This is a genomic window from Shinella sp. CPCC 101442 (assembly GCF_024704725.1).
Classification (GTDB): Bacteria; Pseudomonadota; Alphaproteobacteria; order Rhizobiales; family Rhizobiaceae; genus Shinella.
In genome coordinates this window covers 665368-690741 of sequence record NZ_JALIQS010000004.1, presented here as the reverse complement: position 1 = coordinate 690741, position 25374 = coordinate 665368, and the positions used below count along the sequence as shown (strand labels likewise).

Sequence of the window (25374 nt, the reverse complement as noted above, 5' to 3'; positions counted from 1 at the left end):
ATCAGCCGCCCTCGGCCTGGATGAGGATTTCGATACGGCGGTTCGCATCGGCCATCGGATCGGCCGGGATCTTCAGGCGCCGGTCGGCAAAGCCCGTGACCTGGCTTACGCGCTTTTCCTCTAGCCCGCCGCGCACCAGCATGTAGTAGGCGCTCTGTGCGCGATCCATGGAAAGCCGCCAGTTATCGTTCTTGCCGCCGGCAAAGGGACGGGCATCGGTATGGCCGCGGATGGCGATGGCGCCGGGACGGCTTTCGAGGATCTTGCCGATCTTCTCCATGGCCAGCACCATCTCGCGCTTGGGCAGCGCGGAGCCGACGTTGAACATGGGCGTGTTCATCTGATCGGTGAGGCTGACGAGCAGGCCGCCCTCGGCGGGTGTCACGGTCAGGCCTTCCGCCAGCTTGCCCAGCGTGCCGATCTCCTTGGTGATCTCGGCCTTCAGCTTGTTGGCGTCGTCGGCTTCCCTGGTCTCTTTTGCCTCGGCATTCGCCTTTTCAGTGTCGGCCTTGGCGGCCTGCGCCTTCTCGGCGTCTTCCTTGGCCAGCGCCTCCTGCACGGTGTCGTCGCTTGCGACGGCGACTTGCTGGCTGGTCTTGCCCTCACTGCCGGCGCTGGTCGCCTGCGATACATTCACCTGCTGCGTCCAGAAATCCGGATCGAACGGGTCGCGATAGGCTTCGCCGCCATCGGCGCCGGTCGCCGGACCGGAGTTGGCCGCGCCGCCGTCGCCCTTGGCGCTCACATTCGCCTGCTGGCCGACTTCCTGCGCGATCTCGGAGAGAACCGAATAGGGATTCTCGAAGAAATTCGCCTCGGAATATTGCGTCTCCTCGCCCGCCGAGGTGCTTTCGTCCTTGCCGTTTTCGGCGCCGTTGCCGGCGGCCTGCTTCTGGCCCGCTTCCTTCGATTTGTCTTGTGTCGCCTCGCCTTCCGCACTGTTGGCGGGCTTCTTCACCGATTTGTCGGCCGGCTTGTCGTCGGTCAGCTTGATCGGGTTGAAATAGGAGGCGACCGAGGCCTTCGTCTCCTCGTTCGCCGCATTGACGAGCCACATCACGAGGAAGAACGCCATCATGGCCGTCATGAAGTCGGCATAGGCGATTTTCCAGGCGGCCGAATGGTGGTCGCCGTCATGGTCGCCATGGCGCTTGACGATGATGATCTCGTTCTTGCCGTGGTGGTGATTTTCGCCTTCGCTCATGCAAGCACCTTGCGTACGGTGTCAGCCCAGGCTGCCATCCGTGTTACCAGAACGGTTTCGCCGAACTCCACCGTCAGATCGACATCCTGCGCTTCGACATGCCGGAAGACCGGCGCGGGCTCGTCAAAACGCGATTTCAACTGCTCGAAGAGGTTTGCCGGCCCCTTCACCGTGATCGTTACGCCTTCACCGTCCTGCAGTCCCTCGGCGATCATGCGCGCGAGATCCGCGACGGCTCCCTTTGTCAGGACCTCGTTCATAACGGGGGCAAGCACCTGGGCGGCCTGGGCCGCAACGACATCGGCCACGTCGCCCGTCAGCATCGAGAAGCGCTCTCCGAGGGCCATGGCATAATCCTGCTCGTAGCGCAGGCGCAGTGTTTCGAGTTCGGCCTTGTGGGCCTCCTTCAGCGCGGCCATGTCAGCATCGTGCCTGGCCTGAAGCTCGAATTCCGCCTCCGACCGGCCTTCCGCAAAAGCGGTGGCCCGTTCGGCTTCGATATCGATCGGCGGCAAGGCGAGCGGCATGGCGAAAGCCTCGCCGGCAGCCGCTGCGTCGTCTTCGGAACCGAAGCTCGGCGGCTGGAAGATTTGCGCCTTCGCCCGCGGCGGCGCGCCGAAATCCTTCAGGTAGCGGGCGAGCTGCGCACTCATGCGCCCTCTCCCGATTTTGCCGCGTGCCCGACAAACGCAAACGAAGCCCGGCGGACGGGCCGCAGGCCGCTTTGACGCTTGCTCTCGAAAACACTGGAACCTGACAACACCGCTGACCTATCTCCACGGACACAGCGCCTTCCGGGAGGCGAAAGGCGCACAATCTTCCTGATCGTGGCACCGAACCTAGGCGTTCAAACTTGTGCGAGGATGAAGATGAAGGGTGTTGGGCCGCGCCAGGGCAAATCGCGCGGCCCAACCGCCCGCCCCGGCCGATGACCAGCGGCCGGGTGGATTTCGAAGCTGTCCCGCCGTTACTGGCGGAAGAGCTGGAGGATGTTCTCGGCGCTCGAATTGGCGATCGAGAGCGACTGGATGCCGAGCTGCTGCTGGGTCTGCAGCGCCTTCAGGCGGGTCGATTCCTCGTTCATATCGGCATCGACGAGACGGCCGATGCCCTTGTCGATCACGTCGCCGAGGGTCGCGACGAAGCTTTCCTGCATCTCGATGCGACGCGTAATGGCGCCAAGCGTGGAGGCAGCGTTTGTCAGGCCCTTGAGGACGAAATCCGTGACGCTGATCATACCGTCGATTTCCTCATAGGTCGTATCGGCCCTGAGACCGACCACGGTATCGTCAAGGGGATTGCCAAGGTCGTCCATATTGATGATGGAGTATGGACCAAAGGCCGGCGGATCCGTCATGACGTCGGCAAGATCGATGGGATTAGTGAGATAGCCGCGGGTCGGGTCCTCGATGTCGATCAGCACCGAATTTGCTGTATCGAAGTCGAGCGTGGTGACCTTGACGTTGCCGTCGGCGCTGCGCACGAAGGACGCGACCACGGATTTGATGCCAAGCTCTTCAGTATTTGTATTGTAGAGCCAGTTCTCGCCGGAGAAGGACGCCGACTGGGCGGCCGAGATAAGCTGGTTCTTCAGTTCGGAAATTTCATCGTTGATCTTGGTCTTGTCGACGCCCGGCTCGCGCGCGGCGACCAGTTTGGCCTTGATCTCGCTCATCACGTCGATGACGTTTTCCAGCGACGTATAGGCCGTATCGACCTTCGCGGCACCGAGGCCGAGTGCGTCGGCGACGGTCGAGATCGCGCGGTTGTCCGAACGCATCGTCGTGGCGATCGACCAATAGGCGGCGTTATCGGCGGCGGTTTCGACCCGGAGGCCGGAGGAAACGCGTGCCTGCGTCGTTTCGAGACTGTTGTCGATGGAACGGAGGGTCTGCAGCGCCGCCATGGCGGCGGAGTTGGTCAGAATGCTGGTCATTTTACTTACCCTGGAAATGTGTCGGGGACATGCCGGAGTAAGCGGGGGACCGGTAACGAAGAGAGCGCTTCATGCATCCGGCGCCGCTCGTTTGCCCTGGGCGCCAGTCCATCGTTCTTAACGAAGAGTTAACGCCGAATGGTTAACAAATGGTTAACGGCGTTAACCCTTCAGTAAGGAACATGAAAAAAGGATTACCATCCGATGGCCAGTTTTCACCACCAAAGCCTTGTTTTCAACCATAAGGCGACTTTCCCTCGATGCGATCATGCCCGGAAGTGGCACAAAGCCGTGCCAAACCGGCAAGCCTGCGTATCAAGACGGGTCGAAAGCTGAAAAAAAATGCAAGGATGTGTTGCATCCCGTTAACGCATTTTTAGAACTTGCTGCTTAGAACTTTCATTAGTTGTAAGAGTAATACCCCTCCGGGTGCTTGCAACCACTGGCGTAGGGATCGGAGCCGAGATACGGCTCCGGAAGCATGATGCCCTTCCGATGCGCTGGCTCGTTCGAGTCATGTTCCAAGTAAACATTGAATCGTCCGTCGGGACACCCGAATTGCGTCGCCAATAACGGGTCCGAACGGACGTGCAACGCTGCAGCAAGCGCAGGACATGCTGAGTCTTCCGTGGAAGGACCGTGCCGGGCCTTTCGCGACGTCGACTCGCAGGGACATGACGTTTGTGGACAGCCAACCATCAAGGGCGCGTTCATGACTTCAATCGTTACATCTCTCTCGATCAACCAGATCAAGGCGCTTTCGTCGACTGCGATCCAGAACCTCACCACGACCGACATCGCGGCGCTTACGAGCACCCAGATCAAGGCGCTGAGCTCGACGCAGATCGCCGCCTTCGAAACGGACGACGTTGCCGCGTTCTCTTCGACGCAGCTCAGCGCCGTCACCGCCGCCGCAATCACCGGCCTCACCCTCTCGCAGATGGACGCGCTGAGCTCGACCAACATCGTCGGCCTCAACTCGACCCAGATGAACGCGCTCAGCACGGCGCAGGTCGCACAGCTCAACAGCGAACAGGTCGATGCGCTGACGTCGACGCAGATCGCCGCTCTCAGCGCCGCTGCCATGGGCGTGATGGCTTCCGACGAAATCGCGACCTTCACCTCGGATGAAGTCGCCGCCATCTCCACCAAGGTTCTGGCGCAGATCTCCACCGACGCCATCGCCAACTTCAACAGCGACCAGCTTGGCGCTCTCTCCTCCAAGCAGATCGCCTCGCTGACTTCGGCCCAGGTTTCCGTCCTGACCTCCGATCAGGTCGCAGGCCTGACGAGCGGCCAGGTTTCGGCCCTCACCGTAAAGCAGGTTGCGGCCCTCTCCACCGATGCCGTCAAGTCGCTTGACAGCGACCAGATCGCGGCCCTCACGGCCAAGCAGGTCGCCGCCCTTTCGACCGACCAGGTCGCCATCCTGGACAGCGACCAGGTCGCAGCCCTTTCGAGCACGCAGATCGCCGCCCTCAGCGCCGCTGCACTCGGCACGATGGCTTCCGACGAAATCGCAACCTTCACGACGGATGAAGTCGCCGCCATCACCACCAAGGTTCTGGCCGCTCTCTCCACCGACGCGATCGCCAATTTCGACAGCGCCCAGATCGGCGCCCTCTCCTCCAAGCAGATCGCTTCGCTCACCACCGCCCAGGTCGGCGTTCTCACCTCCGCGCAGATCGACGGCCTGACGACTTCGGGTGTGGCAGCCCTGACGACCAAGCAGGTCGCCGCCATATCGACGGACGCCGTCGTATCGCTCGACAGCGATCAGATCGCCGCTCTCTCGGCAAAGCAGGTTGCAGCCCTCACCACCGCTCAGGTCGAAATCCTGAACTCGGATCAGGTCGCTGCCCTGACGTCCACCCAGATCGCCGCCCTCAGCGCCGCTTCCCTCAACCTGATGGAATCGGACGAGATCGCGACCTTCTCGACGGACGAAGTCGCCGCCATCTCCACCAAGGTCCTGGCAAGCCTCTCCACCGACACGATCGCCAACTTCGACAGCGACAAGATCGGTGCCCTGAACTCCAAGCAGCTCGCAGCGCTCACCACCGATCAGGTGTCGAAGCTGACCTCCGACCAGCTTGCAGGTCTTTCCAGCGCCAACATCACCGCGCTCACGGCCAAGCAGGTCGCCGTGATCTCGAGCGACGCCGTCGCAACGCTCTCGACCGACCAGGTCGCAGCCCTGTCGGCCAAGCAGATCGCAGCCCTCACCACCAATCAGGCCGATGCCCTCACCTCCGACCAGGCCGCAGCCCTGACGTCGACGCAGATCGCCGCCTTCGGCGCCGTTGCTCTCGACACCATGTCCTCGGATGAGATCGCGACCTTCTCCTCGGATGAAATCGCCGCCATCTCCACCAAGGTCCTGGCTGCCCTTTCGACCGACACGATCGCCAAGCTCGACAGCGACAAGATTGCCGCCCTCAGCAGCAAGCAGGTCGCAGCCCTGACCACGGCCCAGATCGGCGTCCTGACCTCCGACCAGGTCGACGGCCTGACGACGGCCAATGTCGCAGCCCTGACGGTCAAGCAGATCGCGGCGATTGCGACCGATGCCATCGTATCGTTCGACAGCGACCAGGTCGCTGCGCTCACGACCAAGCAGATCGCCGGCATGACCACCGATCAGGTCAAGACCCTGAACTCGGATCAGGTCGCAGCCCTGACGTCCACCCAGATCGCCGCCCTCAGCGCCGCCGCCATGGACACCATGGAGTCGGACGAGATCGCGACCTTCACGACGGACGAAGTTGCCGCCATCTCCACCAAGGTGCTGGCTGCCCTTTCGACCGACACGATCGCCAACCTCGACAGCGACAAGATTGCCGCCCTCAGCAGCAAGCAGGTCGCAGCCCTGACCACGGCCCAGATCGGCATCCTGACCTCGGACCAGGTCGATGGCCTGACCTCCGACAACATCGTTGCCCTGACGGCTGCGCAGATCGTGAAGCTCACGACCGATGCCATCGCATCGCTCGACAGCGACCAGATCGCCGCGCTGACGTCCAAGCAGGTCGCAGCCCTCACCACCGATCAGGTCGATATCCTGACTTCGGATCAGGTCGAAGCCCTCGGCAGCGCCCAGATCGCAGCCCTCAGTGCAGCAGCGCTGGGTGTGATGCAGTCCGACGAGATCGCCAAGTTCACCACGGATGAAATCGCCGCCATCTCCACCAAGGTGCTGGCTGCCCTCTCCACGGCTGCTCTCGGCAACTTCGGAAGTGACCAGGTCGCTGCCCTCAGCACGGCTCAGGTCGCCGCTCTGACCACGACTCAGGTCGCAAGCCTGATCTCCGATCAGCTCGATGGCCTCACGACCGACCAGGTTGTCGCCCTGACGGCCACCCAGGTCGCGGCACTCTCCACCGATGCGGTCGCATCGCTGGAAAGCACCCAGATCGAGGTCCTGACGTCCAAGCAGGTCGCTTCGCTCACCACCGATCAGGTCAAGACCCTGACTTCGGATCAGGTCGCGGCGCTCACCAGCACGCAGATCGCAGCCCTCAGCGCCGCAGCGCTGGACACCATGGCTTCCGACGAGATCGCAACGTTCTCGACGGATGAAGTCGCCGCCATCAGCACCAAGGTTCTGGCCGGCCTGTCGACCGACATCGTGTCCTTCCTCTCGACCGATCAGGTCGGTGCCCTCAGCACCGGTCAGGTCGCCTCGCTGACGACGACGCAGGTTGCCGTACTCTCCTCGACCCAGGTCGATGGTCTGACGAGCGGCCAGGTCGCCGCCCTGACGGCCAACCAGGTCAAGTCGCTTTCGACCGATGCACTCGCATCCTTCGACAGCGACCAGATCGCAGCCCTGACCTCGACCCAGATCGCTGCCCTCAGCACCGATCAGGTGGCAACGCTGACGTCCGACCAGATCGAAGCGCTGACCTCGACGCAGATCGCCGCTCTCTCCTCCGCCGCCCTCGATGCGATGGACTCGGACGAGATCGCGACCTTCACCACCGACGAGATCGCAGCGATCAACGTGAAGGCCCTGCCGGGTCTCTCCACGGACGACATCGCCGCCCTGGACTCCACGCAGGCCCAAGCCTTCACGAGCCAGCAGATTGCCGCCCTCAACAGCGCGCAGGTCGAAGCGGTCATCGCAGCTTACAACGACGTCTGATAAGGACGCCGGAAACCGAAACGAGGCGGCGCGGCTCCAACCGCGCCGCCTTTTCGTTTTGGGGTCGAAGCACCCGGTTTTCCCGCAAAACGATCAGCCCGACGCAAGTCAACTCCGGTAGCAAGGCAGACGAGCTCATTGCGAGTCGTTCAACCGCCCGGCCGAAAGGCCGCCTTGCCGCAGGATGGCCATGACTGTCAGCACCCCCATCGTTCCCGATCCGAACGCAGCGCTTGCCAGCGTTCTGGGCCGCGCCCGCACCCAGCAGCTTTCGCTCGCCGAGCTCTTCCAGATGGCCGAGGGCCTTGCGGCAGCCGGACAGGCGGCGCAGGCCATCGAGCTCTACAAGACGTGGATTGCCTTCAACGATGCCAATCCGCTCCTGCACCTGGCCTATTTCAACTACGGGGTTTCGCTGTCAAAGGCTGGCGACATCGCAGGCACGCTGAATGCGCTCCGCGCGGCGCTCAAGATCAATCCGGATTTCGGCCAGGCCCATGTCAATCTCGGCCGCACGCTTGAAGACTGCGGACTGACCGGCCAGGCCGTGCTGCAATGGCGCAGCTATGTCGACACGACCAATGACGTGACGCCCGACCGGATCAACCACCGCCACCTCGTGCTGCAGCATATCGGCCGTGTGCTTGAAGGGGCGGGCAAGCTCGAGGAGGCGGAAGCCGCGCTCTGGCAGGCCATGGAGCTGCTGCCGCACCGCACCGAGGCCGCGCAGCACTGGATTTCGTTGCGCATGCGCCAGGTCAAGTGGCCGGTCATCACGCCCAACATCCACATCACGAGCCGGCAGTTCATGGACGCCATGTCCTCCATGACGATCGCCTGCTATGCGGACGACCCGCTTTTCCAGCTCGCCAAGGCGCATCGCTACTGCACCGCCACCGTCGGCCGGCCGGATACCCGAGGTTTCGTGCGCAAGCCCGTGCGCCAGAAATCCGGAACCGGCCAACGCCTGCGCGTCGGCTATGTCTCCTCGGACCTGCGCCAGCACGCCGTGGGCTTCGCGCTCAGCGAAGTGCTGGAGGTGCACAACAAGTCGAATGTCGAGATTTTCGCCTATTACTGTGGCGAACCGGCCCCGATCGACCACACGCAAGCCCGCATCAAAGACGCCGTCGATCATTGGCGCGACATCACCAAGCTCAGCGACATCGATGCCGCCCGCCAGATCACCGCCGACGAAATCGACATCCTCATTGATGTCAACGGCTACACCAAACACGCGCGCACGAAGATTTTCGCCTATCGACCGGCGCCTGTCATCGTGAACTTCTGCGGCTACCCCGGTTCGATGGCGAGCCCGTACCACCAGTACATGATCGCCGACGACTTCATCGTGCCGCCGGAAAACGAGCTGTACTATACGGAAAAGGTCCTGCGCATCCCCTGCAACCAGCCGGTGGACCGCAAGCGCACCGTCAATGCGCGCCCGACACGCGCCTCGGTCGGCCTGCCCGAAAATGCCTTCGTCTTTGCAAGCTTCAACGGCATGCAGAAGATCTCGGCCTCGTGCTTCTCCCGCTGGATGGCGATCCTGCTCGCCACGCCAGGCAGCGTTCTCTGGCTGCTCGTCGGTGACGACAGCGTCAACGAGCGTGTCAAGCAGATGGCCCAGCAAGCCGGCGTTTCACCGGATCGGCTGATCTTCGCCGGCAAGGTGCAGAACCCGGATCACCTGGCCCGCATCGGCCTTGCCGACCTCTTCCTCGACACCTTCCCCTACGGCGCGCACTCGACCGCCGCCGACGCGATCACCCAGGGCCTTCCCGTGCTGACCGTGCCGGGCAAGAGCTTCGCCTCGCGCTTCTGCGCCAGCATCGTCTCGGCCGCGGGCATTCCCGAGCTTATTTGCAACGGCCCGGAGGACTATGTGAGCAAGGCGATCGCCTTCGCCAAGAACCCCGCGAGCCTCGCCACGATCCGCCAGTCCTTGCAGGACCAGCGGGAAACCTGCGCGCTGCGCGACATGGACGGCCTTGTCCGCCGGCTCGAAGCGCTGTTCTGGCAGATGCAGGGTGCGGCCGAGCGCGGTGAAACGCCGGTGCCGGACCTGCGCAATCTCGCCGTCTACTATGAAGTCGGCGCCGAGCTTGCCGCCGCCAACATCGAATTCGAAAGCGAACAGGCCTACCGGCAGCGTTACCTCGATCAGTTGAAGCTGATGGACGAACATGCGCCGCTGACGCCCGACGCCCGCCTTTGGAAGGGTGCCGCCGGCTGATTTCCGGTTGCACCCCGATCGACAACACGAACCGCTCTGAACGACGAGGATCGCATGACCCCAGTTATCCTGGTGACCTTTGCCGGACGGCAGACGAGGATGGAAATCCTCACGCAATATATTCGCCGCGCGCTGGACCTCGGGATCATCGACGAGTGGCACATCTGGGACTTCACCCGCTCGGCCGACGATCATGCCTGGGTGACCCGCGAATTCGGTCCCGCCCGCTATATGGGCTCGAAGGTGCCCTACCAGAGCGCCGGAACCGTCTCGCCCGGCGTCTCGTTCCGCGCCAGCGCCCGCATCCGTCACGACCTGCACATCGCCGTCGTCCCGAACGACCGCCCGCACGAATGCTATGAGATCGCGGTCGGCGGCTGGAAGAACACCCATTCGGTCCTGCGCAAGATCGGCCGCGAGCAGCTCGCGCATTTCGACCGCAGCAACGAACAGACGCTCTGGAGCCAGCCGACGCCCGGCATCCTTTCACCCGGCCGACCCAATGACGTGACGCTTTCGATCGATCCGGCCGGTGCGCCGATCCTGCGCATCAATGACGTGACCGTCGGCACCTGGCCGGAGGTCGACCTCTCCGCCGGCGGCACCGTGCATGTCCGCGGCGGCTGGGGCGCCGACCTCGAACTCTGCGATGTCGATGCGCGCACGCGCCGCTATATCGGCAATCCGAACGAGCAGCTGCCCTACTATCAGGCCTACGACTACTACGCGACGCGCTTCGAAGAGTTCGAAGACGCGGTCTTCCTGAAATGCGACGACGATATCGTCTATCTCGATATCGAGAAGCTCGATGGCTACATCCAGTTCCGCCGGGCCAACCCGCACTATTTCGTCGTCTCCGCCAATGTTGTGAACAACGGCGTCTGCGCCTATCTCCAGCAGGCGGCGGGATCGATCCCGGCATCCGTCGGCGACTTCGAGCGCCCGCCGGGCGGCTTCGGCGGCACCCTCTGGGAAAGCGCCGAACGCGCGGCCAAGCTGCACGGCTACTTCCTCGGCGAGGACGGGCGCACGCTTGCCCTCCCCCAGCCGGCCATCGACTGGACCGAGCGGCAGTCGATCAACTTCATCGCCTGGCTCGGCCGCGACCTTCTGCACATGGCGCTGCCGCAGGGAGACGACGAGCATGCGCTCACCATCGGCGTGCCTACCTTCCTCGGCCGCCCTTCGGCGATCTATTCCGATTTCACCGTCAGCCACCTGAGCTTCGGTCCGCAGGAACGCGGCTGGGATCCGACCCCGCTCATCAAGGCCTATGAGGCCCTGATGCGCTCGCGTCTCTTCCCGGAAACCGAAAAGCCGATGTTGCGCGCAGCCGGCTGAGCGCACGCGGGCCAGACATTTTGCAGGATGGGATAGCATGACCGTGAAAGAAAAGATTCTCATCGTCGGCGCCGGACTTTCCGGCGCCGTCATCGGCCGGGAACTCGCGCAGGAAGGCTGCAAGGTCGAGATCATCGATGCGCGCAACCACATCGGCGGCAATTGCCACACCGTGCGCGACGACGCGACGGGCGTGATGGTGCATGTCTACGGCCCGCACATCTTCCATACCGACGATGCCGAGGTCTGGGACTATGTGAACGGTTTCACCACCTTCATGCCCTACAAGAACCGGGTAAAGACGACGAGCGGCGGCCAGGTCTTCTCGCTGCCCGTCAACCTGCACACGATCAACCAGTTCTTCGGCAAGACGTTCCGGCCCGACGAGGCCCGCGTCTTCCTCGAAGAGCAGGCCGACAAGACGATCGTGGATCCGCAGACCTTCGAGGAGCAGGCGCTGCGCTTCGTCGGAAACGATCTCTACGAAGCCTTCTTCAAGGGCTATACGCAGAAGCAGTGGGGCTGCTCGCCGACCGAGCTGCCGGCCTCGATCCTGAAGCGCCTGCCCGTGCGCTTCAACTACGACGACAACTACTTCTTCCACAAATTCCAGGGCATGCCGGCAAACGGCTACACCGAGATGATCGAGGGCATTCTCGACCATCCCAACATTCATGTTTCGCTCGAGACCAGCTTCCGGCGCGACCAGGTGGCCGGCTATGCTCATGTCTTCTATTCCGGCCCGCTCGACGGCTATTTCGACTACGAGCTCGGCCGGCTCGGTTACCGCACGCTGGACTTCGAGCGCTTCACCTATGACGGCGATTATCAGGGCTGCGCGGTGATGAACTACGGCGACGTCGCCGTGCCCTATACCCGCATCACCGAGCACAAGCACTTCTCGCCCTGGGAGGAGCACAAGGGTTCGGTCTGCTACCGCGAATTTTCGCGCGCCTGCGGGCCTGAGGATATTCCCTACTATCCGATCCGTCTCGTCGAGGAAAAGGCGCAGCTCGCCGACTATGTCGGGCGCGCCGAACAGGAAAAGGACGTCACGTTCGTCGGGCGTCTCGGCACCTATCGTTACCTCGACATGGACGTGACCATTCGCGAAGCGCTCGACACCGCCCGGCTCTATCTCGCTCGTCGGGGCGAGGACGCCGCCATGTCGGCCTTCCTGCATCCGCCTCTCTGAGCGGCAAGGCGCATCGCCGCAATTCCACAGGCAAGACCACGTCACGCTTTTGCTGGAATTGCTCTGGCTTGAAACACGAAGGCCCCGGATAAACCGGGGCCTTGCGAAATCTTCGAAGGATCTGGAGCTCGTCTTCCGATTAACGGAAGAGCTGGAGGATGCCTTCTGCCGAGGAGTTGGCGATCGAGAGCGACTGGATGCCCAGCTGCTGCTGCGTCTGAAGGGCCTTCAGGCGGGTCGACTCTTCGTTCATGTCGGCGTCGACCAGGCGGCCGATGCCGCTGTCGATGGCGTCCGTCAGCTTGTTGGCGAAATCTTCCTGCAGGTCGATGCGCATGGAGATCGAGCCGAGCTGCGAGGCAGCCTTGGTCATCAGCTGGATGGCGGCTTCCGTCAGGTTCAGCGCTTCGCCCATTTCGGCATCGTCGAAGGCCGAGATGTCGAGCGTGACGACCGTGTCGGTGATCGTGTAGGTGTTGGTGGTCGGGTCGATGTCATCGCCAGCCGTGCCGAGGATACCGCCGGCGCTCTGCGTGTAGTCGTCCGTGTCAACGGTGCCGAACAGAACGTTCTGGCCGTCGGCGGTCAGTTCGTCGAGCGTGTAGGTGGTGGTGTTGACCTTGACGGTGCCCGAGGCGTCGCGGACGAAGCCCGAAACGATCGTCTTGTCAGAGACGGCGTCGGCAGCGGTGCTGTCGAAGACGAGCCAGTTCTGGCCGTTGAAGGCAGCGCCCGAAGCGATCGAAACCAGCTGCTCCTGGAGCTGCTTGATTTCTTCCTGAACCTTGGCCTTGTCGACGCCCTGTTCGGTCGCCGCCGTAACCTTCTTCTTCATTTCCTTTACGACGTCGATGGCGGCTTCCATACCGGCATAGGCGGTGTCCACCTTTGCGGCGCCAAGGCCGAGAGCGTCCTGAACGGCCGAGAGGGCCATGTTGTCGGAGCGCATGGTGGTCGCGATCGACCAGTAGGCAGCGTTGTCTGCGGCTTCACCGACGCGCATGCCGGAGGAAACACGGCCCTGCGTGGTTTCCATATCGTTGCCGATCGAACGCAGGGTGTTGAGAGCGGACATTGCCGCGACGTTGGTCAGAATGCTGGTCATGTGATGCGTGCCCCTTGAGTGGCTGACTGAGGAAGGGCATTCCGGATGTTACCGGTAAACGGTGGTCAGCATCATGCCTGCTAACCGGTTAAGTTTCTTGGTTAACCCACCGTTTCGATGGGCTTAGAAAACCGCAATAAGGTTAAGGAATTCTTTAACGCGAAAGAAAAACGAAAAAAGGCCGCGCCCGTTTCCGGACGCGGCCTTTTTGTGGGATCTGGCGCGGTCAGCCTTCGCGCCGTCTCCCGTCCGTTTCTTAACGGAAGAGCGAGAGGATGTTCTGCGAGTTGGAATTCGCGATCGACAGCGACTGGATGGCGAGCTGCTGCTGGGTCTGCAGGGCCTTCAGGCGGGTCGATTCCTCGTTCATGTCGGCATCGACCAGTCGGCCTACGCCCTTCTCGAGCGCGTCGGAAAGCTTCGAGGCGAAGTCTTCCTGCAGGCCGATGCGCATGGAGAGCGAACCGAGGTTCGAGCCGACCGTGCTGAGGTTGGTCAGAGCGGTTTCGATCGTGTCGAGGTGGCCGGCAACTTCAGCGTCCGTGGTGGCGTCCGTCAGCTCGATGGCGAGCGTGTCGGCCATGTAGCCCGTGCTGTCGTCGACTTCGCCGGTGGACGGGTCATAGGCGCCGAACAGGGCGTTGGTCGCGGAGTCGTAGCTTGCCGTCGTGACCTTGACCGTGCCGTCGTCGCCACGGACGAAGCCGGTAACGACCGTGCCGTCGGCATTGCCGCCAGCGAGCCAGTTTTCGCCGTTGAACGTGGCGGAAGCGCCGATGCTCTTCAGCTGGTCCTGCAGCTGGGTGATTTCTTCCTGGACCTTGACCTTGTCAACGCCCTGCTCCGTCGCAGTGACGAGCTTCTGCTTGATCGTCTTGACGACGTCGATGGCAGCTTCGACACCACCGTAAGCGACGTCAACCTTCGCAGCGCCGAGGCCGAGAGCGTCCTGAACAGCCGAGAGGGCTGCGTTGTCCGAGCGCATGGTGGTCGCGATCGACCAGTAGGCAGCGTTGTCCTTGGCCGCGCCAACGCGCTCGCCGGACGAGATGCGGCCCTGCGTCGTTTCCATGTCGTTGTTGATCGTGCGCAGCGTCTGGAGAGCTGCCATTGCGGAGGTGTTGGTGAGAATGCTCGACATTCTAGTTGTCCCTTTGAACGAAATACTGATGGGGACATACCGGACTGCTACTTACCGGTTACGGCGGTTCGGCATCATGCCAACTCGGTTTCTCCAGACATCCAGAGGGATACCAAACCCGTCGTGTGATGCCAAAACTCGCAGCCAATCCTTGCCAACTCCTTAAATCGGCAAGGGGCATTCAACCCATTGAAAAACAGGGTTAATGACGGGTAAGAATGTATAGTTAAGAAGGTCTAATTGAAGGATCGAACGAGGCTGCCCACGAGCAGATTCCAGCCATCGATCAGCACGAAGAACAGGATCTTGAAGGGCAGCGAAATCGAGGTCGGCGGCAGCATCATCATGCCCATGGCCATGGTGATGGTGGCAACGATCATGTCGATGACGAGGAAGGGCAGCACGACGAGGAAGCCGATCTCGAAGCCGCGGCGGATTTCCGAGATCATGAAGGCCGGAATGACGACGCGCAGATCCGCGATGTTGTTCTCGACGACGGTCTGGCCACGCTCTTCGGCAAGCGAGATGAAAAGCTCGATGTCCTTGTCGCGGGTGTTGGCGACCATGAATTCGCGGAAGGGTTCGGCGATCCGCTTGGCGGCCTCGGTCTCGTCGATCTGGTTGGCCATGAGCGGTTCGATACCGTTCTGCCAGGCCCGGTCGAAGGTGGGTGCCATGACGTAGAAGGTCATGAACAGCGCCAGCGACACGAGAATCATGTTGGATGGCGTCGTCGCCAGCCCCATGCCGGAGCGCAGGATCGAGAAGGCGATGACGAAGCGCGGAAAACTCGTGACCATGATCAGGATGCCAGGGGCAACCGACAGGATGGTGAGCAATCCGAAGGTGCGGATGATCCAGGAGGCGACGGAGCCGTCGACAGGCGCATTGAGAAGGTTGCCCGGCAGCTGCAACTGCTGCTGGGCATAGGCCATGCCGGTCATCGCCATCATGGCGACGAAGGTCAGAAGGGCTCGAATCATTCGATCACAAAGGTCCGGAACATGACGTTGGTTACGCGCCCTTCGGACCTGAGGTCAACCCGCTCCTGCAGGTCGTCCCGTAGATATTGGAAACCGCGGGGCCCCTGCACCTGTTGCAGCGTGACCGTGCGCATATAGGCCATGATATCCTGGTGGACTTCTTCGGCGAGCTTGACGTCCGCGACCCCCTTGAACATCAGCGCCACTTCGAGCCGGACGCGGTTCTCCGAGGGGTAGGCAAGGTTGCTGGTGATCGGATCGAGCAGCACGATGCCGTTCGCTGCCGTCGAAATATGCGGGACCTCTTCGCCGGCTTCGGCCTTGCCGCCTTCGCCATGACCGCCCGCGGCAGGTTCCGCCTTGGCGGCTTCCTCGGCCGGTTTCTCGGCTGGCGGCGGGGCAAGCATGTTGCCCACCACCCAGCCGCCGCCGCCGGCAAATAGCGTCAGGACGGCGATGATCGCGATGGTGATGACGATCGACGGCTTCTTTTCCGTGACGACCTTTTCTTCTTCCGCCATGTCTTTCTTCCCGGTTTACTGGGCCTGCCCGCGTCAGAGCGGCGAGAACAGGTCGACGGCCTGCTGGCCCCATGGCGGCTGCTGCACTTCGGTCAGGCGACCGCGGCCGCCGTAGGAGATGCGGGCTTCCGCGATCTTCTCGTAGGAGATCTGGTTGTTCGAATCGACATCCTGCGGCCGCACGATGCCGGCGACGTTGAGGATGCGAAGCTCGTGGTTGACGCGCACTTCCTGGGAGCCGCTGATCAGGAGGTTGCCGTTCTCGATGACGCCGGTCACGACGGCGGCGACGAGCAGGTTCAGCCGCTCGGCACGCTCGGTCGAGCCGTCACCCTTGGTGCTGGTCGAGGAGCCGTAGGTCAGGTCGCCCTCGGTATCGACCTTGAAGTTGTTGCCGGAACCGCCGAGGCCGAAATTCATGCCGCTCTTGTTGGTGCGCGAGCGGTCCGTCTTGTTGTCGAAGCTCGCCCGATCGTTGACCCGGATGTTGACCGTCATGATGTCGCCGACCTTGAAGGCGCGCGAATCCTTGAAGAGCGCCGACTGCTGGTCGCTCCAGATCGAATAGCCGGCAACCGCCGTGCGCGGCTGTTTGGGATACATCGCCATCTGCGGCGTTTCGGCATAGTTCAGCCCGCTGCCGATCGGGCTCATCGACGGCGCCTTGCCGATCTCCTTGAGGGCCTGGCTGGAGCAGCTCGACAATGCCAGCGCAACGGCAAGCGCAGAGGCGATCTTCTTCATGACGGGTCCTTTGACGTGTTCGGGTCGCCCGCGACGGCGATGATGCGGGTGAGCAGCGCGGCCTTGTCGGCCGGCATTTCACCGAGGATGGTGCTCGACTGGCGCGGCGGGAGCTTCATGACGATCGCCGAAGCAATCTGCGGGTTGAGCTCGGCAAGCTGGGCTGCGGCCGCATCGGGCTTCATCTTGCGATAGATCTCGACGAGCCCGCCTTCGGCCTGCTTCAGGAAAGCATTGCGGCGGTTCAGCCAGTCCTCGTATTCGGCGCGCCGGGCTTCCAGTACCTTGATGCGCTCGTCGACGTCCTTCTGGAGGGTTTCCAGCTCCTGCTTCTGCAGGAGATAACGCTGGTCGCGCGCCGCGTCGGCAATGTTGGTGCAGAACGCGCGGATTTCGTCGGCACTGGCATTCGTGGTCGTGATGACCGGGCGCTCCTCGGCGAAGGCGCCGGGAATCGCCATCATCACGAAGCCGGCGAGCGGCAAGGCGAACCTGCGGGCAAGGGTGGAAAGGGTCATGGTCGTCATTGCAGCACCAGTTCTGCCTGGAGGGCGCCCGCCGTCTTGATGCTCTGCAGGATCGAGATGATACCGTCAGGCTTGACGCCGATACTGTTCAGCCCCGAAACGAGAGAGCGGAGGCTGGAGCCGTCGAGCAGGGCAACCTGCCCGCCGTCCTGCTGGACAAGGATGTCGGTGCTCGGCTCGATCGCCGTCTCGCCCCTGGAGAAGGGTTCGGGCTGGATGACCTTGGGCATTTCGTTGACCTGCACGGTGAGCGTTCCATAACTGACCGCAACGGGCGAGATGCGCACATCCTGGCCGATGACGATCGTGCCCGTTCGCTCGTTGATGACGACGCGCGCCGGCACGTCCGTCTCGATGACGAGGTTTTCGATATCGGCCATCAGGCGGGCAAGGTCGGCCATCTTGGGCTTGGCGATAAAGACCGACTGCGAATCCCGCGATTCGGCGATCGGATTGCCATATTGGGCAGCCGCGTACCGGTTGATCGCATCGGCCATGCCGACGGAGGTCGAGAAGTCCGGATTGCGCAATTGCAGAACGAGATCGGACGAATCCTTGAAGCGCGACGGAAGTTCGCGCTCGATGATCGCGCCGTTCGGCACGCGGCCGGCGGTTGTGACACCCTGCTGCACCGTCGCGGCTTCGCCGCCGGCGCTGATGCCGGTCACGACGATGGAGCCTTGCGCCACCGCGTAGATCTGGCCGTCAGCGCCCGAGAGCGAGGTCATGACGAGCGTGCCACCGCGCAGCGAGGCCGCATCGCCCAGCGAGCCGACCGTCACGTCGATGCGGCTGCCCGGGCTTGCGAAAGGCGGTAGATTGGCGGTGACGAGCACGGCTGCGATGTTCTTGGCGCGCGTCTGCGTGCCGACCATGGAGATGCCGAGATTCTGCAGCATCGCGCGCATGGACTGTTCGGTGAACGGCGAGGCGCGCATGCTGTCGCCCGTGCCCTGAAGGCCGACGACGAGGCCGTAGCCGATGAGCTGGTTGTCACGGCCAGCCTGCAAAGAGGCGACGTCCTTGATACGGGCGGCCGGCAATGCCGGGCCGGCGGCGAGCATGAAACACGCGAGCGCGGCAACGACGCGACGGAAGAAAAGCTGCATCATCGTGCCACCACATGTACCGTTCCGTCTTCCATGACCGTGCCTGACACGACCACGCCGGAATCCTTGTTGCGAACCTTGATGAGCTCGCCGATCGCGGCATCCTGAAGCGGCGTGCCGGCGGCCCGGAGCATCAGCGAACCGTTGTCGAAGATGAGCTGGACGGTAGTGCCGCGGGAAACGGCGAAGGGCTCACGCAGCGCCGAGACGAGGATGACGCGGCCCGCAATGAGCGTGCGCTTCGTGATGAGACCATCGACCTGGCCGATGTTTTCGGCATAGCCTTTCACGATGTTCGGATTGGTCACCTCGACCTCTTCGAGCAGGCCCGCCTGGATTTCCTCGCCGGGATAGATCGTGCGTTTCGGCACGACGGCCATGCGCGCATCGGCAAAGGCCGCGTCGGCCGCGAAAAGACCGGCGAGCACGGCGCACGCGGCGAGGGCCGCGTGGCGCGAGGCCGAGAGGGTCTTTGCTCTGCGAAGGGCTGCTATCAGGCGAAACATCATGTTCCCCGCGTTCTGTCCGGTTGTTATCTCAGGTTCTTGCTGACCACGGCTGCCATTTCGTCGGCTGCCTGGATGATCTTGGAGTTCATCTCGTAGGCGCGCTGGGCCGAGATCAGGTCGGTGATTTCCTTGACCGGGTCGACGTTGGAGGCTTCGAGGTAGTTCTGCTGGATATAGGCGAAGCCCCCCTCGTCCGGCGTGCCTTCGGTCGCGGGACCGGACGCGGCGGTTTCGCGGAAAAGGTTTTCACCGAGCGGTTCAAGACCCGCCTCGTTGACGAAGGACGCCAGCGTGATCTCGCCGGCGAGCTGCTGCTGACCATCGACCGTGGCATAGACCTGACCCGACTTGCTGACGGTGACTTCGGTCGCCTCCTGCGGGATGTTGATTGCAGCGCCATTGCCGACCGTATAGCCGTCGAGGGTGACCAGCTGGCCGTCGGCGTTCGTGTTGAAGGCGCCGGCGCGGGTATAGAGCGTGGTCCCGTCCGCCGCCTGGACCTGGAACCAGCCGCGACCGATCAGCGCCATGTCGAAGGAGTTGCCGGTGGAGACGAGGCCGCCCTGAAGGTGCAGGTTACGCACGGCCGCGGTCTTGACGCCGAGACCGACGATGGCGCCTTCCGGCACCACGGCCTGGTTGGCGCGGTTGGGCACGCCTGCGGCGCGCTCGGTCTGGTAGAGAAGGTCGGAGAATTCGGCGCGGGCGCGCTTGAAGCCGGTCGTGTTGATGTTCGCGATGTTGTTCGCGATGACTTCAAGGTTGGTCTGCTGCGCGTTCATGCCGGTGGCGGCGATGGCAAGGGCTTTCATGTCCGGTCCTCAGATCTGCATTCTTGCGACTTCGAGATAGGCGGTGACGACCTTGTCGCGGATGGCGATGGCGGTCTGCAGCGTCTGCTCGGCGTTCATAACGGCATCGACCACTTCACGGGTCGTCGCCTTGCCCTGTATGGCTTCGAAAGACTTGGTCTCGCCAAGCCTCACCGAGTTGGTCATTTCGGTGGCCATGTCGCCCATCACCTGGGCGAAGCTCATGCCCGTGCCGGTTCCCTGCGCGGCGGCGGCGGAAACGGTGCTGGACGTCTCGTTGACGCCCGAGAGACCGTTGGTGGAGAAGAGCGATTTGACGCCCGTTACGCTATCGATCATTGCGAGGCCCTCAGGAGGTCGATGGTCGCGGAGATCAGGTCGCGTGACTGCTTGATGCTCTGCAGGTTGGCTTCATAGGAGCGGTTGGCTTCCCGCATGTCGGCCATTTCGACCAGCATGTTGACGTTCGGCATCTTGACCATGCCCTGTTCGTCGGCAGCCGGGTTGCCGGGATCGTATTCGGTCGAGAACTGGCCCTCGTCTTCGCCGAGGCGTTCGACCTGCACCAGCGATGCGCCGGTTGCGCGGTCGAGCTCGGAGGCGAAGGTCACCGTCTTGCGGCGGAACGGGTCGGCACCGGGAGCATCACCCGTCGAGCGGGCGTTGGCCAGGTTTTCCGATACGATGCGAATGCGGGTTGATTGCGCCTCAAGTCCCGAGGCCGCGACTTTCAATGAAGCTACGAGCGGATCCATTTTTTACCTTCTGACTGTCATCAGCATCATGCGATGAAAGGCCTTGACGAGGCCGGCATTCAACTCAAAGTCACGCTTGACCTGTCCCTCTTTCATGAGCTCCTCGGCAATCCCGACAGTGTTGCCGGATTCCTGCACGCCGATCTCTTCGGTGGGTTTGGTCTCGATGACACGGCTGGCCATTTCGGTTTCGGTGAAATGGCCCGGCTGCGTCGCCGCCATGCGGATGCCCGTCGTCTCGAGCACCGCCTGAAAGGGAGTTACGTCCTTCGCCTTGAACCCGGGGGTGTTGGCGTTGGCAAGGTTGCCTGCAACCACACTCTGGCGGACCGAAAGCCAATCGGCTTGCTTCGAGGCCAGTTCAAACAGTTGTATCGGTTGCATGACAAGCTCCATCCTTGTTCGAGGCGAACCTACGGAGCCAATCTTGCGTCAGACTTGCACCGCTGCGGCGCAGCTGCAAGTCCCTGTATTTCCGGGGTTTTATATGCTCCAGCCGCAACCATCGCGGCGAGCGGGCAGGCGGCTTGCACAAGCCGGCACCGCCGAATCGGCAGCGGGACGCGACGTCCCGCCGTCCGTCAGTTGCGCTTGATGACGTCGCCGTTGGAGGTCACGATGACCCACGCGCCCTCGCGCTGCTCCAGCGTCGCAAGACGGCTGTTGTCAGGCAGGATCGAGCCGACGCGCACGATGTACATGCCACGCGCATCCTCGATCAGCGCCCGGCCGTTCGCCACATGCATCAACCGGAAGCCGCTGCTTGCCGGCAGCGGCTGGTCAAGGCCGGAATCGATCGGCGCCCCGAGCTTGGTTTCCTTGCCCTCGTCCGTGGCGCTGGCGGTCGCGACCGGATCGACGCCTTCGAGCGCCGGATCCTTGTCGTCGTCGACCATCGCGGCCGGCGAAACGCTGACCACCTCCTTGGCGCGCGTTTCCGGCAGGTCGCGGGTCGCGCCTTCCCACAGCGCCGGCACCGAAAACTTTTCCGGATTGAGGAAGACGTACCAGGGGAAGAAGGCGGCCATCGCCGCAAGCATCACGCCAGTGGCGGCAAGCATCTTGTCGCCGAAGCTGTAGCCGCGCCGCGCCGCCCGCTTGAGTGGCTGCACTGCCTCGTCCGCATCGAAATCCGTCACTGTCATCCCCTTCGCGTGGCCGGTGCACCGCCCTGCCCGGCCGCGTTCTTCAGCGCCATGGCAAGATCGGAGAATGAATCGGCGGCAGGCTTTTCACCCGGCGTCTGTTTGAGAACCTCGTAGATGATCGGCACCTGCTTGATCGCCATGTCGAGATCGGGATCGCCGCCGGGGCGGTAGCCGCCGATGAGGCGCAGGTCGCGCGTTTCCTCGAAGCGGTGGATCAGCGCCTTCAGGCGCGAGACCAGCTTTTCCTGGTCGGGCGTCCAGGCCTTGCGGGCGAGGCGCGAGATGGATGCGAGCGGGTTGATCGGCGGATAGCGCCCCTCCTCGGCAAGGCTGCGCTCCATCACGATATGGCCGTCGAGAATGCCGCGCGTCGAGTCGGCGATCGGATCGTTGTGGTTGTCGCCGTCGACGAGGATCGAGATGATCGCCGTGATGCTTCCGGTGCCTTCCGCTCCGGGGCCCGCGCGCTCCAGGAGGCGCGGCAACTCCGTGAAAACCGAGGCCGGATAGCCGCGGGCGATCGGCGGTTCGCCCGAAGCCGTCGCCACTTCACGGATCGCATGGGCAAAGCGCGTCACGCTGTCGATGATGAGCAGCACGTTGTCGCCCTGGTCGCGGTAGTGTTCGGCAATCGTCACGGCGGTCAGCGGCGCCATCTTGCGCAGCATGGGGCTTTCATCGCTGGTCGCGACGACGGCGACGGACTTCGCGAGGTTGTCGCCGAGCGTGTCCTCGATGAATTCGCGCACTTCGCGGCCGCGTTCGCCGACCAGCGCGATGACGACCCTGTCGAAAGCGTCCGCGCGGGCAAGCATCGAGAGCAGCGTGGATTTCCCGACACCGGAGCCGGCAAAGATGCCGAGGCGCTGACCGAGGCAAAGCGGCGCAAAGATATCGATGGCGCGTACGCCCGTACTGAACCCCTTTTCGACACGCTTGCGCGTCATCGAGGGCGGGGCGGAATTGTAGATGGAGCGGCGATCGTCGCCCTGCACGAGCGGTCCGAGCCCGTCGATCGGTTCGCCCAGCGCGTTGATGGTGCGGCCGCACCAGGAGGTGGTCGGCGCGACGCGGAAGGCGCCCTTGCGAATGACCGTGTCGTGAATGCTGATCGGCTCGCCGGGTTCGATCGGGCAGACGACGACCGAGTCGGGTTCGACACGCACGACCTCGCCGAGATGAATGCCGGTCGGGCTCCTGTGGGCCACGAATTCGCCGAGCCGCACATGGCGCGACAGGCCGCTGACCGTATAGTTGCCGGCCGAGATGGTCTGCACATGCCCGCCATGGACAACCGAGAATTCCGGCGAGGAATAGCGCTTCACCAGCCCCGCAAGCGCATTCAGCATGCGCCCGCCTTCCGGAAGGCGCGTCTCGTTGGTCCTGGTTTCCGCCGCCATGGTTTACTTGCTTCCGCCGAGCGTGCGCACCGCTTCGTTCATCGATTCCTCGCTGTCGCGCATCAGCGAGGCAATGCTTTCGAAGGCGCGCGTGACCTGGATGAGCTGCGTCATCTCGCCGATGGCGTTGACGTTGGATTCCTCCACATAGCCCTGCACCACGCCTGCATCGATGCGGTCGATCACCGGTTCCGGCGGGATTTTCGAGATGACGCCGCTATTGCCGGCGCGCGTGAAGCCGCCCGACAGATCGGCTTCGAAGAGGCCGAGGGCGGCGACCGGTCGGCCGTTCTGGTTGAGCTGGCCGTCGGCGCTGAGCTGGATTGCGCCGTTGGTCGCATCGATCTGGATCGGCCCGCCGCCAGCATCCAGCACCGGATAACCGTTCAGCGTCACCAGTTCTCCGGCATCGGTCAGCGTGAAGCGCCCGTCGCGCGTCAGCGTCGGGCCGGACGGTGTTTCGACCTGGAACCAGGCGTCGCCCTTGATGGCGAAATCCAGCGTGCCGCCGGTCTCCGTAAGGCCGCCGGCGCGGGTCGAAATGAATTCGTTGCCCTGCGATACGAAAGCGACGTCGGCCACCTTCTGGTCGCTGACGACCTCGTTGAACTTCACCTCGGTCGCGCGGAAACCGACGGTCGTCGAGTTCGCGACGTTATCGGCAAGCGTGTTCAGGCGGCGTTCGAGTGCAATCTGGGACGAAAGCGATACATAGAGCCCGGTCTGCATCTCAGCGACCTCCGAGTTTCAGGTTGTTGATGGAAAGCAGCAGGTCCGTCGAAATGCCGATGAGGCCGGACGGCTGGAAGGCGGCGAGCGAATCGGCGCTGCCCGTCGGGTTTTCGAGCTCCCACATCGAGGTGAAGCGTTCGAGAAACTTGCCGACCTTCGAAGGGTCCTTGAACTCTTCGAGGTTCAGGACGTCTTCGTAATAGGCGGCCTGGCGATCGATATCGGTGGCGGCGAACTCCGCCGGAAGCTGCAAGGCGGTACGCACAACCTGCGCGATCGCATCGTCCGCGATGATCGAATAGCCCGAGGTGATGGAGGGCGCCATGCGCTCGAAATAGAGCGCGAGGCGAACACCCGTATTGTCCTCGCCGGCGCTGACTTCGAGCGTCTGGCGGGTGTATTTGTCGACGATGCCCTTCTGGGCGCTCTCCATCAGCGTGGCAACCTCGCCGTGACGGGCGAAATTCAGCGACTCCGCCAGCGCCTTGTAGCGCGTATCGGTGAGCTGGTTGGCAAACGCATCCTTGTTGTCGACGCCTTCGGTCAGCACCTTGCGCATGAAGGCCTTGGCGTAGGCCATGTCCTCCAGGCCGTGCGCCTTCATCACGTAGTTGTAGAGGCGGCTGTCGGCGAAGAAGTCTTCGACCGATTTCACGCCGCCGATCTTATCGAGGTAGTATTCCGTCTCGCGCTTGACGTCCGGCTGCTCCGAAACACGCTTCAGCGATGTCTGGAGGTCGGAAGAAATCAACTGGTAGCTCGTATAGGTGGTCGTCACGATAGCCCGCCGATCAAGATGCAAGAGGGCGCGATGGCCCGTTATGAGCCATGATCCTGCGGGTTTTTCCTTGCGCGAACCTGATCCGCAAACCGGCCGTCTGGTACAGCCTCACGCAAGGCTGGAACCGTATTTCCACAAGGGTCAGAATTGTGTTGGGACACCTGCGCTCATGAATATCATCATTGGTCTTATCGTTACGATCGGCTGCGTCCTGGGCGGCTTCATGGCCATGGGCGGGCACCTGGAGGTGCTCAACCAGCCTTTCGAGCTCATGATCATCGGCGGCGCGGGCGTCGGCGGCTTCATCGTGGCGAACACGATGAAGGTGATCAAGGAAACCGGCAAGGCGCTTATGGAAGCGTTCAAGCACAAGGTTCCCAAGGAGCGCCACTATCTCGATACGCTCGGCGTGCTCTATAGCCTGATGCGGGATCTGCGCACCAAGTCGCGCAACGAGATCGAAGCCCATATCGACAATCCGGACGAGTCGCCGATCTTCCAGTCGGCCCCGACGGTTCTTGCCAACAAGGAACTGACGGCCTTCATCTGCGACTATGTCCGCCTCATCATCATCGGCAACGCCCGCTCCCACGAGATCGAGGCGCTGATGGACGAAGAAATCCAGACGATCACGCGCGACAAGATGAAGCCCTACCAGTCGCTCTCCACCATGGGTGACGCGTTTCCGGCCATCGGCATCATCGCCGCCGTTCTCGGGGTTATCAAGGCGATGGGCAAGATCAACGAGTCGCCGGAAGTCCTGGGCGGCCTCATCGGCTCGGCCCTTGTCGGCACCATGCTCGGCATCTTCCTGTCCTATTCGATCGTCACCCCGATCGCCACGAACATCAAGGTGGTGCGCGAGAAACAGAACCGCCTCTACATCATCGTCAAGCAGACGCTGCTCGCCTACATGAACGGCTCCGTGCCGCAGGTGGCGCTGGAATACGGCCGCAAGACCATCTCTTCCTACGAGCGCCCGTCGATCGACGCGGTCGAGCAGGAAATGATGAATCCCGGCGGCGGCGGCGACTCGAAGGCGGCCTAAGTG

The 25374-nt window shown here is 62.8% G+C and carries 24 protein-coding genes; 5 read left to right on the top strand and 19 right to left on the bottom strand.

The features are described from left to right. Nucleotide 1 precedes the first annotated feature (1 nt). The 3 genes from MUO32_RS18685 to MUO32_RS18675 all read right to left on the bottom strand — a co-directional run bounded on the left by MUO32_RS18685 (nt 2) and on the right by MUO32_RS18675 (nt 3140). Nucleotides 2–1204, bottom strand: coding sequence for a MotB family protein (locus tag MUO32_RS18685; RefSeq protein WP_257949866.1), 1203 nt, complete (start codon nt 1202–1204; stop codon nt 2–4). Then, entirely contained in the window at nt 1201–1857 is a 657-nt protein-coding gene (locus tag MUO32_RS18680; protein ID WP_257949865.1) for a hypothetical protein, read from the bottom strand. The genes MUO32_RS18685 and MUO32_RS18680 overlap by 4 nt, the downstream gene beginning before the upstream one ends. Nucleotides 1858–2171: 314 nt before the next feature. After that, the gene (locus MUO32_RS18675) at nt 2172–3140 is read right to left on the bottom strand and encodes a flagellin (RefSeq protein WP_257949864.1); all 969 of its coding nucleotides are present in this window, start codon (nt 3138–3140) and stop codon (nt 2172–2174) included. A gap of 712 nt (nt 3141–3852) precedes the next feature. On the opposite strand from MUO32_RS18675, the gene MUO32_RS18670 reads away from it, so the two are divergent. The 4 genes from MUO32_RS18670 (at nt 3853) to glf (ending at nt 12056) form a co-directional block, all read left to right on the top strand. Beyond that, nucleotides 3853–7284 (top strand): S-layer family protein, encoded by a 3432-nt coding sequence (locus tag MUO32_RS18670; protein WP_257949863.1) that lies wholly within the window; start codon nt 3853–3855, stop codon nt 7282–7284. A 190-nt stretch (nt 7285–7474) separates the two neighbouring features. Next, nucleotides 7475–9520, top strand: a complete 2046-nt coding sequence (locus MUO32_RS18665; RefSeq protein WP_257949862.1) for a glycosyl transferase — start codon at nt 7475–7477, stop codon at nt 9518–9520. 54 nt (nt 9521–9574) lie between these two features. Next, nucleotides 9575–10861: a hypothetical protein gene (locus tag MUO32_RS18660; protein WP_257949861.1), complete on the top strand. Its 1287-nt coding sequence runs from the start codon at nt 9575–9577 to the stop codon at nt 10859–10861. Nucleotides 10862–10898: 37 nt separating this feature from the next. Beyond that, the gene (gene glf / locus MUO32_RS18655) at nt 10899–12056 is read left to right on the top strand and encodes a UDP-galactopyranose mutase (RefSeq protein WP_257949860.1); all 1158 of its coding nucleotides are present in this window, start codon (nt 10899–10901) and stop codon (nt 12054–12056) included. A 139-nt stretch (nt 12057–12195) separates the two neighbouring features. On the opposite strand, the gene MUO32_RS18650 is transcribed toward glf, so the two are convergent. The 16 genes from MUO32_RS18650 to MUO32_RS18575 all read right to left on the bottom strand — a co-directional run bounded on the left by MUO32_RS18650 (nt 12196) and on the right by MUO32_RS18575 (nt 24320). Beyond that, nucleotides 12196–13161: a flagellin gene (locus MUO32_RS18650; protein WP_257949859.1), complete on the bottom strand. Its 966-nt coding sequence runs from the start codon at nt 13159–13161 to the stop codon at nt 12196–12198. Nucleotides 13162–13417: 256 nt separating this feature from the next. Further along, nucleotides 13418–14302, bottom strand: a complete 885-nt coding sequence (locus MUO32_RS18645; RefSeq protein WP_257949858.1) for a flagellin — start codon at nt 14300–14302, stop codon at nt 13418–13420. 236 nt (nt 14303–14538) lie between these two features. Beyond that, nucleotides 14539–15285 carry a flagellar type III secretion system pore protein FliP gene (gene fliP / locus MUO32_RS18640; protein ID WP_257949857.1) on the bottom strand — a complete coding sequence of 249 codons (747 nt, stop codon included), beginning with the start codon at nt 15283–15285 and terminating at the stop codon, nt 14539–14541. Beyond that, nucleotides 15282–15806, bottom strand: coding sequence for a flagellar basal body-associated FliL family protein (locus MUO32_RS18635; RefSeq protein WP_257949856.1), 525 nt, complete (start codon nt 15804–15806; stop codon nt 15282–15284). The genes fliP and MUO32_RS18635 overlap by 4 nt, the downstream gene beginning before the upstream one ends. Nucleotides 15807–15839: 33 nt before the next feature. Further along, nucleotides 15840–16550 (bottom strand): flagellar basal body L-ring protein FlgH, encoded by a 711-nt coding sequence (gene flgH, locus MUO32_RS18630; RefSeq protein WP_257949855.1) that lies wholly within the window; start codon nt 16548–16550, stop codon nt 15840–15842. Further along, nucleotides 16547–17077, bottom strand: coding sequence for a MotE family protein (locus MUO32_RS18625; protein WP_374708679.1), 531 nt, complete (start codon nt 17075–17077; stop codon nt 16547–16549). Before MUO32_RS18625 ends, flgH begins: the two co-directional genes overlap by 4 nt. Beyond that, a complete protein-coding gene (locus MUO32_RS18620) occupies nt 17074–18186 on the bottom strand; it encodes a flagellar basal body P-ring protein FlgI (protein WP_257949977.1) in 1113 nt (370 codons plus the stop codon). The genes MUO32_RS18625 and MUO32_RS18620 overlap by 4 nt, the downstream gene beginning before the upstream one ends. Further along, complete coding sequence (flgA, locus tag MUO32_RS18615) at nt 18186–18695, bottom strand: flagellar basal body P-ring formation chaperone FlgA (protein ID WP_257949854.1); 510 nt, start codon at nt 18693–18695, stop codon at nt 18186–18188. The genes MUO32_RS18620 and flgA overlap by 1 nt, the downstream gene beginning before the upstream one ends. Nucleotides 18696–18718: 23 nt before the next feature. Beyond that, the gene (flgG, locus tag MUO32_RS18610) at nt 18719–19507 is read right to left on the bottom strand and encodes a flagellar basal-body rod protein FlgG (RefSeq protein WP_257949853.1); all 789 of its coding nucleotides are present in this window, start codon (nt 19505–19507) and stop codon (nt 18719–18721) included. A 9-nt stretch (nt 19508–19516) separates the two neighbouring features. Further along, nucleotides 19517–19846: a flagellar hook-basal body complex protein FliE gene (locus tag MUO32_RS18605; RefSeq protein WP_257949852.1), complete on the bottom strand. Its 330-nt coding sequence runs from the start codon at nt 19844–19846 to the stop codon at nt 19517–19519. Beyond that, nucleotides 19843–20262, bottom strand: coding sequence for a flagellar basal body rod protein FlgC (gene flgC / locus MUO32_RS18600; protein ID WP_257949851.1), 420 nt, complete (start codon nt 20260–20262; stop codon nt 19843–19845). Before flgC ends, MUO32_RS18605 begins: the two co-directional genes overlap by 4 nt. 3 nt (nt 20263–20265) lie before the next feature. Continuing rightward, nucleotides 20266–20646 carry a flagellar basal body rod protein FlgB gene (flgB, locus tag MUO32_RS18595; protein ID WP_244761542.1) on the bottom strand — a complete coding sequence of 127 codons (381 nt, stop codon included), beginning with the start codon at nt 20644–20646 and terminating at the stop codon, nt 20266–20268. Between the two features lie 197 nt (nt 20647–20843). After that, nucleotides 20844–21407, bottom strand: a complete 564-nt coding sequence (locus MUO32_RS18590) for a flagellar protein (RefSeq protein ID WP_257949850.1) — start codon at nt 21405–21407, stop codon at nt 20844–20846. Further along, nucleotides 21404–22759, bottom strand: coding sequence for a flagellar protein export ATPase FliI (gene fliI / locus MUO32_RS18585; protein ID WP_257949976.1), 1356 nt, complete (start codon nt 22757–22759; stop codon nt 21404–21406). Before fliI ends, MUO32_RS18590 begins: the two co-directional genes overlap by 4 nt. A gap of 54 nt (nt 22760–22813) precedes the next feature. Further along, nucleotides 22814–23539, bottom strand: coding sequence for a flagellar basal-body rod protein FlgF (gene flgF / locus MUO32_RS18580; RefSeq protein WP_257949849.1), 726 nt, complete (start codon nt 23537–23539; stop codon nt 22814–22816). Between the two features lies 1 nt (nt 23540). Continuing rightward, on the bottom strand, nt 23541–24320 hold the full coding sequence (locus MUO32_RS18575) for a DUF1217 domain-containing protein (protein ID WP_257949848.1): 780 nt from the start codon (nt 24318–24320) through the stop codon (nt 23541–23543). Nucleotides 24321–24492: 172 nt separating this feature from the next. Here MUO32_RS18575 and motA point away from each other — a divergent pair, with 172 nt between their 5' ends. Next, nucleotides 24493–25371 (top strand): flagellar motor stator protein MotA, encoded by an 879-nt coding sequence (gene motA, locus MUO32_RS18570; RefSeq protein WP_257949847.1) that lies wholly within the window; start codon nt 24493–24495, stop codon nt 25369–25371. The last annotated feature ends 3 nt before the right edge of the window (nt 25372–25374 follow it).

Excerpts from the sequence above, each read along its gene's own strand:
- fliI (WP_257949976.1), bottom strand. The coding sequence starts at position 22,759 with ATGCTGAATGCGCTTGCGGGGCTGGTGAAGCGCTATTCCTCGCCGGAA.
- flgB (WP_244761542.1), bottom strand. The coding sequence starts at position 20,646 with ATGCAACCGATACAACTGTTTGAACTGGCCTCGAAGCAAGCCGATTGG.
- MUO32_RS18605 (WP_257949852.1), bottom strand. The coding sequence starts at position 19,846 with ATGATCGATAGCGTAACGGGCGTCAAATCGCTCTTCTCCACCAACGGT.
- MUO32_RS18670 (WP_257949863.1), top strand. The coding sequence starts at position 3,853 with ATGACTTCAATCGTTACATCTCTCTCGATCAACCAGATCAAGGCGCTT.
- motA (WP_257949847.1), top strand. The coding sequence starts at position 24,493 with ATGAATATCATCATTGGTCTTATCGTTACGATCGGCTGCGTCCTGGGC.
- MUO32_RS18645 (WP_257949858.1), bottom strand. The coding sequence starts at position 14,302 with ATGTCGAGCATTCTCACCAACACCTCCGCAATGGCAGCTCTCCAGACG.
- MUO32_RS18590 (WP_257949850.1), bottom strand. The coding sequence starts at position 21,407 with ATGACAGTGACGGATTTCGATGCGGACGAGGCAGTGCAGCCACTCAAG.
- flgG (WP_257949853.1), bottom strand. The coding sequence starts at position 19,507 with ATGAAAGCCCTTGCCATCGCCGCCACCGGCATGAACGCGCAGCAGACC.
- glf (WP_257949860.1), top strand. The coding sequence starts at position 10,899 with ATGACCGTGAAAGAAAAGATTCTCATCGTCGGCGCCGGACTTTCCGGC.
- MUO32_RS18680 (WP_257949865.1), bottom strand. The coding sequence starts at position 1,857 with ATGAGTGCGCAGCTCGCCCGCTACCTGAAGGATTTCGGCGCGCCGCCG.
- MUO32_RS18675 (WP_257949864.1), bottom strand. The coding sequence starts at position 3,140 with ATGACCAGCATTCTGACCAACTCCGCCGCCATGGCGGCGCTGCAGACC.
- MUO32_RS18685 (WP_257949866.1), bottom strand. The coding sequence starts at position 1,204 with ATGAGCGAAGGCGAAAATCACCACCACGGCAAGAACGAGATCATCATC.
- MUO32_RS18635 (WP_257949856.1), bottom strand. The coding sequence starts at position 15,806 with ATGGCGGAAGAAGAAAAGGTCGTCACGGAAAAGAAGCCGTCGATCGTC.
- fliP (WP_257949857.1), bottom strand. The coding sequence starts at position 15,285 with ATGATTCGAGCCCTTCTGACCTTCGTCGCCATGATGGCGATGACCGGC.
- MUO32_RS18660 (WP_257949861.1), top strand. The coding sequence starts at position 9,575 with ATGACCCCAGTTATCCTGGTGACCTTTGCCGGACGGCAGACGAGGATG.
- MUO32_RS18650 (WP_257949859.1), bottom strand. The coding sequence starts at position 13,161 with ATGACCAGCATTCTGACCAACGTCGCGGCAATGTCCGCTCTCAACACC.
- flgF (WP_257949849.1), bottom strand. The coding sequence starts at position 23,539 with ATGCAGACCGGGCTCTATGTATCGCTTTCGTCCCAGATTGCACTCGAA.
- flgA (WP_257949854.1), bottom strand. The coding sequence starts at position 18,695 with ATGATGTTTCGCCTGATAGCAGCCCTTCGCAGAGCAAAGACCCTCTCG.
- flgH (WP_257949855.1), bottom strand. The coding sequence starts at position 16,550 with ATGAAGAAGATCGCCTCTGCGCTTGCCGTTGCGCTGGCATTGTCGAGC.
- flgC (WP_257949851.1), bottom strand. The coding sequence starts at position 20,262 with ATGGATCCGCTCGTAGCTTCATTGAAAGTCGCGGCCTCGGGACTTGAG.
- MUO32_RS18625 (WP_374708679.1), bottom strand. The coding sequence starts at position 17,077 with ATGACGACCATGACCCTTTCCACCCTTGCCCGCAGGTTCGCCTTGCCG.
- MUO32_RS18620 (WP_257949977.1), bottom strand. The coding sequence starts at position 18,186 with ATGCAGCTTTTCTTCCGTCGCGTCGTTGCCGCGCTCGCGTGTTTCATG.
- MUO32_RS18665 (WP_257949862.1), top strand. The coding sequence starts at position 7,475 with ATGACTGTCAGCACCCCCATCGTTCCCGATCCGAACGCAGCGCTTGCC.